Genomic DNA, 9,605 nt, shown 5'->3' with positions numbered 1-9,605 from the left:
ACATAATATAACAATTAATTAACATATTGTACCCGAAAAAAGTGTGATATTTGCAACAAGAAATTTAATTATTTCTCATTTGGTTAGGGTTAGTTTTTAGTTAAAAAACGACTGGGTTTATATCCAGTCGTTTTTTTTATAATTTATTATGAAGACGTTTAAAATAATCAAACGCTTTTAAGAGTCTTGTACCATACCAAGAAAAATATTCTCCATCAACGAAAATTGTTTTAGCATGATGCGTATGACGACCTAATTCAAAAGCATGTTCGTCTTTAAATGGAAAAGGTTCTGACGATAATAAAATAAGTTCTGGATCACCTTGAATTCGCATTTTTTGAAAAACAATTTCTGGATAACGCCCTTCATACTTAGGATGATGATCATAAATATTTTCAAAATGATTCAGCTTCAATAAAGTATTGATAAACGTATCTCCTCCAGCTACCATGTAGGGATTAGCCCAAATAAAATAAGCAACTTTATAATTGGGCTTGTTAGCCACAAAAGAAGTAAAATCTTGCCAAGCATGTTGAATTTTATCTATCCATTTTTGAGCACTCGTTCTTTTATTAAACAACACACCAAAATCAGCAATCATTTTCAAATTATCTTCAATGGAAACTACATCGGTAACCCAAACAGGACAAATTGTAGATAATTGCTCAACCATTTCAAGTGTATTTTCTTCTTTATTAGCTATAATAATATCTGGTTGTAAGTCTTTAATCTTTTCCACATGAACTTGCTTAGTACCTCCCACAATGGTTTTGGTCGATTTTAGATGAAACGGATGTACACAAAATTTAGTGATTCCAACTATTTCATCTTCTAAACCTAAATCATACAACAATTCCGTTTGCGAAGGAACTAAAGAAACAATTCGCTTAGGCGTATTTTCAAAATGATGCACTTTCCCTAATGCATCCGTCCATTGCTTCATAATATACTTGTTCTAAATTTTTATTGTTTTTACCAACCTAATTCCTAAGAACTAAAACGCTCGTTTAAAATCACTTCCATTTCTTGTTGTAACTTCAGCGCCTCTTCCCTAGCCTTTTCTGCAAAATCCAATTCTCGAGAAGCATAAATGATGCCTCTTGATGAATTAATTAACAATCCCACTTGCTCATTTAAACCTTGCTTACAAACTTCGGCTAGGTTTCCTCCTTGTGCACCCACCCCAGGTACTAATAAAAAACTATCAGGTACAATCGTCCTTATTTCTGAAAAATAAGACGCCTTAGTAGCTCCTACTACATACATTAAATGATGACTATTCTGCCAAGTCTTAGATGTCTCTATGACATGTTTATACAATTCATTTCCATTTACCAATTGAGTTTGAAAATCAAAAGCACCTTCGTTTGAAGTAAGTGCTAATAAAATCGTATGTTTATTTTCAAAGGCTAAAAAAGGTTCAACCGAATCCTTCCCCATGTAAGGAGCCACAGTTACCGAATCAAAAGCTAAATCATGAAAAAAAGCACGAGCATACATCGAAGCGGTATTACCTATATCCCCTCTTTTAGCATCTGCAATGGTAAAAATTGCTGGATATTGCGCATTAATATAATGCATTGTTTTGGCCAACGCTTGCCATCCTTGGATGCCATAAGCTTCATAAAAAGCGAGATTAGGCTTGTAAGAAACACATAAATCGTGTGTGGCATCAATAATGGCTTTGTTAAACTCAAAAATAGGATCTTCTGTAGCTAATAAATGTTCTGGTATTTTATTCAAATCTACATCTAAACCAATACATAGAAAAGACTTTTTTTGGTGAATTTGGTCGACTAATTGTTGTGTTGTCATGCTAGTTGTTTAATTGGCAAAGGTAAAAAACTTAGCCCTATTTTTTTAACAAAAAATTTAACTTTTAAGCAGAAGACTAAAAACTATTTTAATTAGATTTGTGCAAAATTTATAGTATTGAACACCCTCTTCAAATATTGCATCATCACTTTGTTCATAACGGCTCTTTTTACACCTCCTGTGTTTGGACTCATTATGATTGATGAAGAAATAGAGCAATATACTGATGTTAATACCAATAACTTTTTTGAAGAAGAAATTAAATCGCATGATTTACAACTATTCAACCGAATAAATGCTGCTCCAATTCATTGGAAAACTACAATTAAAAAACAAAATTTTAATCTACACGCGTGTCTAGATGTGCTTACTAGTTATTTAGATGCCTTTTATCCTCCTCCTGAATTGTTAATGTGACGTCTTAATTATTTACATCACTAATTAACAATAAAAAATATGTTATCATCAAAAAATATTAAATCTGATGTTATTTCAGGTTTAGTAGTCTTTTTAGTGGCATTGCCCCTTTGTTTGGGTATTGCACTTGGATCAAAAGTTGATCCTATTTCTGGAATCATTTCTGGAATCATCGGTGGAATTGTAGTGGGCTTTTTAAGCAATTCACAAGTTTCAGTGAGTGGTCCAGCTGCTGGATTAATTGCCATAGTCGTGACTTCTATTGAAGCACTTGGTTCCTTTCAAATTTTTCTTCTTTCCGTAGTCTTAGCCGGGGTAATCCAATTGGTATTAGGCTATTTAAAATCAGGGAGTTTAGCTAATTTCATTCCAAACAGTGTCATTGAAGGCATGCTTGCTGGAATTGGAATAACAATATTCTTAAAACAATTACCTCATGCCGTGGGTTATGACAAAGATTTTGAAGGAGATGAAACTTTTTTACAAACCGATGGTGAAACAACTTTCTCAGAAGTAATTAAAGCCTTTGATTACATCAGTTTGGGAGCCATCTTAATTTGTTTAATTTCTTTACTCATTTTAATTTTATGGGATAAATACAAACTTCAAAGCAAAATCAAGTTTTTACCCGCAGCTCTTGTAGCAGTAATCGTTAGTATTGTTGTTCATCTGATTTTAAAAAATTCAGCTTTAGCAATACATGAAGAGCACTTAGTGAAACTACCTACCGATTTTGAGGCGATTAAAAACGGATTAAGTACGCCCGATTTTTCAGCATTTTTAAATTTGAAAATGTGGAGTGTAGCGTTTACCATTGCCGTAGTAGCGTCTATTGAAACCCTATTGTGTATTGAAGCTGCTGATAAACTAGATCCAGAGAAGCGTTACACAAACCCTAACTTAGAATTAAAAGCACAGGGATTAGGAAACCTACTTAGTGGGCTAATAGGTGGATTACCCATGACATCCGTTGTGGTTAGAACTTCTGCTAACATTAATGCTGGCGCAAAATCAAAAACATCTACCATCATTCACGGTTTACTTTTATTGGTTTGTGTATTAGCTATTCCAAAACTTTTGAACCTAATTCCATTTGCTACTCTAGCAGCGGTATTGCTTTTAATTGGTTATAAATTAGCTTCGCCAAAGCTTTTTATAAAATTTTACAACTACGGCTGGAATCAATTTTTGCCTTTTATCATTACAGTTATTGGAGTAGTGAGCATTGATTTACTCAAAGGTGTTTTACTAGGTTTGTTATCATCTATCTTATTTATTTTAAGAGAAAATCTAAGAAAAGCGTATATTTACAACACAGAAAAAATAGAAGAAGGTGATTGCATCGAATTAGTATTAGCTCAAGAAGTGTCTTTTTTAAACAAAGCATCTATTAAAGAATCTTTACTGAATATTCCAATGGGAACTACTTTAATAATTAATGCTAAGGAAACGGAATATATTGATTTAGACGTGTTGGAAATTATTCAAGACTTTGTACAAGTTCAAGCGGTAGATAGAAACATTAAGGTACAACTAAAAGGAATCGATGCACACTTCAAATTAATCAACACAACAAAAAAATTTAATAACTTTAAAATCAAACACTAAAATTATGAGCGAGTTTTATACCAAAATATTAGAGAATAACAAAAAATGGGTAGAAGATCAACTAAAAGTCGATCCTGATTTTTTTAATGATTTAGCCAGAGGTCAAAATCCTCCCTTATTGTGGATTGGTTGTTCTGATAGTCGTGTTCCTCCTAACGATATTACCGGAACAAAGGCTGGTGAAGTTTTTATTCATAGAAACATTGCTAATCTTGTGGTTCATACAGACATGAACATGCTCTCGGTTTTAGACTACTCAGTAAACGTATTGAAAGTAAGCCATGTTATTGTTTGTGGTCATTATGGTTGTGGTGGAGTAAAAGCCGCTATGGGAAATGCCTCTGTGGGAATCATAGACAATTGGTTACGAAATATTAAAGATACGTACCGTATTTATCAAGAGGAATTAGAAGCCATGCCTAGCGAAGACGAAAAATTTAATAAACTTGTTGAAATCAATGTGAAAGAACAAGTATTTAACTTAGCCAAAACGTCTATTGTGCAAAATGCTTGGGCTAACGGACAAAAATTATATTTACATGGTTGGGTATACGGATTAAACTCAGGTTATGTGACTGATTTAGGTGTAAACTTTAGCTCGAACGACGAATTAAAAGGCGTCTTCAAATTAGATATTTAATCATCTAAATTTTCATTAAAAGCAGAAGGCAACAACTGTGGAATAAACTTAATTAAAAGAGGTAATAACAATCCTCCACCTGGAAGTAAAAAAATAGTCAAGGAAGGCACCGATTTACAAATGTCTAACAACTGTTTTTTTACTTTCTTTTTTTCCTCATAACTCAACTCTGATAACGTAGACTTTCGCAACAAAACAACCAATTCTTTACTTTCTGAAAGCTCTTTCAACAATCTATTTTTATTTCGAATAATTAACTTGGTAATGGTCTCTTGCGCATTCGAATAAAAATGCTTAACTGGGTGTTTTTCATTCAAATAAGGAATATTTATTCTATGTTTTTCAACAAACACATCTATCTCAAAACCAGTATTTTGAACTATTTTATCTAAATTTAAAATTACAATTAAATTAGCCACATATTCTTGTTCAACCGCTTGCTTTTCCCCATCACTCCACAAGGCCATTTGAGCCACATCTAACAAATACAATCGTTGTAAAACGTGAATACTTTCTTGTTGCAATTGTGCTAAAAAATGAGCATCTACTTCATCTGAAAATTTAGTGTAGCGCAACGAGTTTTCAAACAACTTAATCAACAAATCATCATAAGGCGTTTTGTTCGTTTTAATCTGAAGCGACAACGAAATAATAGACATGCATTTTTGCTCTACTTCTTTAAAAAATTTTAAATCAATAGTACCACTAACTAAATAATGTTCAAAAGCCAAAACATCTACAAACAACATGGCATTAGTAACCAAATGGGTAAAGTTTTTAGCAATAACATTTGTATTGGTTTGAATACGATCAGCTATTAAGGTTTCTAACTCTTGAGCGGGAGAACTTTCAGGCAAAAAATGTTGTATGAAACTAAATTTTGCTCTAGAAATGGAACTGTAAAAAGCCAATACATCGGCTAAAAAAGACGCTATTTCATGGTTAGGCTTTCGCAACTGATACAAAGCAAAAAGCGTGGTAAAAAAAACTACTTTCGCCTTTTCTTCTTCATCCCAATGACTGGCATCAATAGCACGATGCAAGTGATAATCTACCACAAAACCATAAAAAAGTCCCGTTCGCTGGCAAGCCGTGTAAAATGAAAAATCAGTTTCATAACGAACTATAGCCGCAGCATATTCATTACTAAACTTTTCAATCCAACCGGGTGCCGAAGGGTTAATGCGCATAGAAAACAGAAGTATGTTTATTGTAATTAATTAATAAGCCTATAAATTTACTATAACTTTCTAGACCCTCTTTTTGTTGATTCCATTTTAAAAAATGATCGTAAAAATACTCAAAAAAATTAGCAATTACCGTTTGATGGTGTTGCCAAAAGGTTTTACTTTCTTTAAAGTTTTGTAAAACGCCCTTGTTGATCCACTTTTTAAAAGGTTGACTACTCCCCGCCTTTTGTTCCTCTAAATGAAACAAACAATAGTTTAAGGCAAATGTATATGCCGAATAGCGAAAATAAACATCTGGATGTTGAGAGGCCGCCAAGAATCCCATGAAATTACATTCACTCTCAGACGCCACTCCTGTTTGATGCGCCATTTCATGACAAATGGTTAAAGGAGCAGTATACTTAGGCTTTAATGAATTCACTTGTGCTTCATTGGTAAACGGATTCAAGTACCCACCAAATCCCATATAACTTAACGGTAAACTATACAATGATGCTTTAATACTAGCGGATTCATAATAAAATTCAGGATGTTTTGAAGCCAATACCGCATAAGCCTTAGGAGCCATGTTAAATAAGGTAGCCTCTGAATGTACCATTCGAACCGCTTGTGTAGTATCTTGTTGAATTTGTTTTTGTAAAGCATTGGTTTGCAACACTAATTGTCGGGTAAATTGCACCAATTCCTCATAAGTATATTCTTTTTCTAATTTCCACTTTTCATGCAAGGGCAAACGATAGTAATTGAGCCCCCACAACACATGAAAACAAAAATATAAAACCGATAAAAAACTTAAAACGGTCCAAAAATGCGTTTTCCAATGCTTCCAAAAACCTATACGATTTTTCCAAAACCAATGCACGAGAACCAAAACCAATAGGGTATACAACACATCCCCCACTGAAAAAGGCAAACCACCTAGCGCAGTGCGGAGCAGATAAGCTATTTTAGGATATAGCCCCTGACTATAATACGTTTCAATCCAAGCGGGAAAAAAACGAATTAACGAAACGATTCCCCACTGAAAAAGTAACAATGCAGGCAAAATGAACTTTCTTTTCACAATTCCTTTTTTAACTAGGTAAATATAATTAGAAAATCACGGAGTAAAAAAAATTAACTTTGTAACTTTGGCATTCCATTAAAAATTAAAGAAAAAAAGATAAATGAGTCAAGAAGTTAGAAATTTAGAACCCAAAGCCCTTTGGAATAAATTTGCCGATCTTAATGCGGTGCCTCGTCCTTCAAAAAAAGAAGAACGTGTGATTGCTTTTATGTTAGACTTCGGTCAAAAATTAGGATTACCTACTTTAAAAGATGAAGTGGGCAATGTTATCATTAAAAAACCAGCCACACCTGGCATGGAAAACCGTAAAACCATTGTAATGCAATCGCACTTAGACATGGTGCACCAAAAAAACAACGACACGGTTTTTGATTTTGATACGCAAGGAATAGAAATGCTAGTAGATGGCGACTGGGTTCGTGCCAAAGGAACCACACTAGGAGCCGACAATGGTTTAGGAGTAGCTACTATTATGGCCATTTTAGAAAGTACCGACATTCCACACCCAGCTATTGAAGCCTTATTTACTATTGATGAAGAAACAGGTATGACGGGTGCTATGGGCTTAAAAGGCGGTTTATTAGATGGTGAAATCCTATTGAATTTAGACACTGAAGAAGACGACGAAATCGACATTGGTTGTGCTGGAGGGGTAGATGTAACCGCTGTAGCAGAATATGACGAAGAAGACGTAGCCTCTGATTCAACAGGATATACCATTACAGTAAAAGGATTAAATGGGGGGCATAGCGGAATGGATATAGACAAAGGTCTTGGTAATGCCAACAAAATTATGAACCGATTGTTATTTGGCGCTTATGAAGACTTTGGCTTACAAATTAGCACCATCAACGGGGGAAGTTTACGCAATGCAATACCTAGAGAAAGTGTCGCTCATGTAGCCGTTGCAGACATGTATGAAGCGGCTTTCCAACTAGACATGCAACAAACCATAAACGAAATAAAAAAAGAATTAGCTACTACAGAACCTAATTTGCAAATTGTAATAGAAAAAGCTGATTTACCTGCTAAAGTGATGCCTGCTGCGGCTCAGTTTTTCTTAACAAGAGCCCTATATACTGCCCACAATGGTGTGTATCGCATGAGTGCTGATTTTGACAATTTAGTTGAAACCTCTAACAATATTGCTAAAGTAACTGTTGGTGGTGGTCAGGTTCGCATTGAGAACTTAACACGCTCATCTGTAGAAACAGCAAAATTTGATTTAGCAAATGCTTTGCGTGCTGCTTATGAATTAATGGGATGCGAAGTAACATGCTCTGGAAGTTATCCAGGTTGGACACCTAACCCCAAATCTGCAATTTTAGATGTACTAACTTCCATCTATGAAAAACAAAATGGAACTAAACCTCATGTTGTAGCGTGTCACGCTGGTTTAGAATGTGGTATACTAGGAACCAACTATCCAGGAATGGACATGATTTCTTTTGGCCCAACGATTAAAGGAGCCCATAGCCCTGACGAAAGAGCCAACATCCCTTCTGTTCAAAAATACTGGAAATTTGTATTAGAAATATTAGAAAACATTCCAGCAAAATAAATAATAAAAAAAGACCATACAAATGCCTGTTTCTTGTTGAGACAGGCATTTTTTTTTATACTACAATGTACAACTAAGTATTTTGCTTTACTAATTCTGAAAAACAGCGTGTTTCTTTTACTTTTCTTCTTGATAATATTTTCAAATTCTCAGGTAGATAAAATCAATTGCTGTACAGCAATTGAATAATTCCCCTAGGGGAATCAATCATTTTCCCTAGGGGAATTGTATAATTTCCCTAGGGCAATTTATTTTAGTGTCTTTAGCACTTGATTTTACTGTACGTTCGAAAGCATAAAAAAGTAAAATGAAAAGGATTTTTTTTTCAAGGGTTTAAAAGGAGCTTGTTTCAATGATTTTTGCAGACATTTGTTAAAAGATTCTTTGTGGCTTAATAGCCCCAACAATTCTAATTCATACACAAGTTAATACCAATAGCTCAGAAAAATAAAAAGCCATTTTAATGATTTGTAAGAATAAAAAACTATATTTGTATAATGCTAGTTTATAGCGCATATACATCCAAAATTGGGTAGATTAACGCTATAATGTAGCGCATATAAACAAGTTATGGGCAAGCTATCAGAAAATCTGCAAATGAGAACTATTTTTATTTTATTAACCTTTCTTGGAACTATGCTTTCATGTAAAAATTCAGAAAACAGAGCATTCTCTGAAACAGAAAGTCAGAAAGATTCAATTCTTTATAAAAGTTCAGATAAAAATTATACTGCGAGTTACGGAAGTAATTCAAGGTTGTATTTAACAAACCGAAAAAATGATACTTTAATCAACATAATGGAAGAAGGAGTTGCGCCAAATTCCATAAAGTTTGAAGATTTTGACGGTGATGGAAATAATGATTTGAAATATGGATTTTCAAGTAATTATTATTACGAGAAAGTTTGGCTTTACAATCAAAAAGAGAAAAGTTTCAGAGTTATTGATAGTATTGATAATCCAGAATTTGCTTATTCAAAAAAACTAGAAAACTCTAATTTTTATTACTCATTTTCTCCAAATGGTTGCGGAAAAAATAATTGGATTAGTTTCTTATTTTCAATTGAAAATTTTAAAATAAAACCAAAAGGATTTCTAGAATACAGACAATGCGTTGACGATGAGAAAGGAATGTATGTTTATAAAATTGCAAACGGGAAAAAGGTTTTGGTTGAAAAAGTTAATTTAAAAGAAGCCGACCAAAAAGATTTAAATCAGAATTGGAAAAAGTTTATAAATAAAATAGCCAGCCCATAACATCGGTAGCTGTTGCACAACTATCATTTTTTAAAAATAAACTACAAAAAG

9 protein-coding genes are annotated in these 9,605 nt (G+C 33.6%); 5 read left to right on the top strand and 4 right to left on the bottom strand.

What is annotated here, in order from left to right; genetic code table 11:
• Window positions 1–136: 136 nt before the first annotated feature.
• Both QZ824_RS09255 and pyrF read right to left on the bottom strand, forming a co-directional pair.
• The gene (locus tag QZ824_RS09255; RefSeq protein ID WP_291275736.1) at window positions 137–943 is read right to left on the bottom strand and encodes an ABC transporter substrate-binding protein; all 807 of its coding nucleotides are present in this window, start codon (window positions 941–943) and stop codon (window positions 137–139) included.
• A gap of 44 nt (window positions 944–987) precedes the next feature.
• On the bottom strand, window positions 988–1,815 hold the full coding sequence (gene pyrF / locus QZ824_RS09250) for an orotidine-5'-phosphate decarboxylase (RefSeq protein WP_291275735.1): 828 nt from the start codon (window positions 1,813–1,815) through the stop codon (window positions 988–990).
• Window positions 1,816–1,932: 117 nt separating this feature from the next.
• Between pyrF and QZ824_RS09245 the strand changes: the two genes are divergently transcribed.
• From QZ824_RS09245 to can, 3 genes are read left to right on the top strand one after another with little or no spacing between them, the layout of a single operon-like run.
• On the top strand, window positions 1,933–2,232 hold the full coding sequence (locus tag QZ824_RS09245; protein WP_291275734.1) for a hypothetical protein: 300 nt from the start codon (window positions 1,933–1,935) through the stop codon (window positions 2,230–2,232).
• A 39-nt stretch (window positions 2,233–2,271) separates the two neighbouring features.
• Window positions 2,272–3,840: a SulP family inorganic anion transporter gene (locus QZ824_RS09240; RefSeq protein WP_291275733.1), complete on the top strand. Its 1,569-nt coding sequence runs from the start codon at window positions 2,272–2,274 to the stop codon at window positions 3,838–3,840.
• 4 nt (window positions 3,841–3,844) lie between these two features.
• Window positions 3,845–4,480 (top strand): carbonate dehydratase, encoded by a 636-nt coding sequence (gene can / locus QZ824_RS09235; RefSeq protein WP_291275732.1) that lies wholly within the window; start codon window positions 3,845–3,847, stop codon window positions 4,478–4,480.
• On the opposite strand, the gene QZ824_RS09230 is transcribed toward can, so the two are convergent.
• Both QZ824_RS09230 and QZ824_RS09225 read right to left on the bottom strand, forming a co-directional pair.
• On the bottom strand, window positions 4,477–5,670 hold the full coding sequence (locus QZ824_RS09230; RefSeq protein WP_291275731.1) for an LETM1-related biofilm-associated protein: 1,194 nt from the start codon (window positions 5,668–5,670) through the stop codon (window positions 4,477–4,479). The two genes, can and QZ824_RS09230, sit on opposite strands and share 4 nt — an antisense overlap.
• A complete protein-coding gene (locus QZ824_RS09225; protein WP_291275730.1) occupies window positions 5,660–6,733 on the bottom strand; it encodes a DUF3810 domain-containing protein in 1,074 nt (357 codons plus the stop codon). The genes QZ824_RS09230 and QZ824_RS09225 overlap by 11 nt, the downstream gene beginning before the upstream one ends.
• A 103-nt stretch (window positions 6,734–6,836) precedes the next feature.
• Here QZ824_RS09225 and QZ824_RS09220 point away from each other — a divergent pair, with 103 nt between their 5' ends.
• On the top strand, window positions 6,837–8,297 hold the full coding sequence (locus tag QZ824_RS09220; protein WP_291275729.1) for an aminoacyl-histidine dipeptidase: 1,461 nt from the start codon (window positions 6,837–6,839) through the stop codon (window positions 8,295–8,297).
• A 597-nt stretch (window positions 8,298–8,894) separates the two neighbouring features.
• Window positions 8,895–9,554, top strand: a complete 660-nt coding sequence (locus tag QZ824_RS09215; RefSeq protein ID WP_291275728.1) for a hypothetical protein — start codon at window positions 8,895–8,897, stop codon at window positions 9,552–9,554.
• Window positions 9,555–9,605 lie beyond the last annotated feature (51 nt).

This window comes from Flavobacterium sp. (genome assembly GCF_021151785.1).
In the GTDB taxonomy this organism is placed as follows: Bacteria; Bacteroidota; Bacteroidia; order Flavobacteriales; family Flavobacteriaceae; genus Flavobacterium.
The sequence above is the reverse complement of the archived record's forward strand: the minus strand, read 5'-3'. Positions and strand labels throughout refer to the sequence as shown.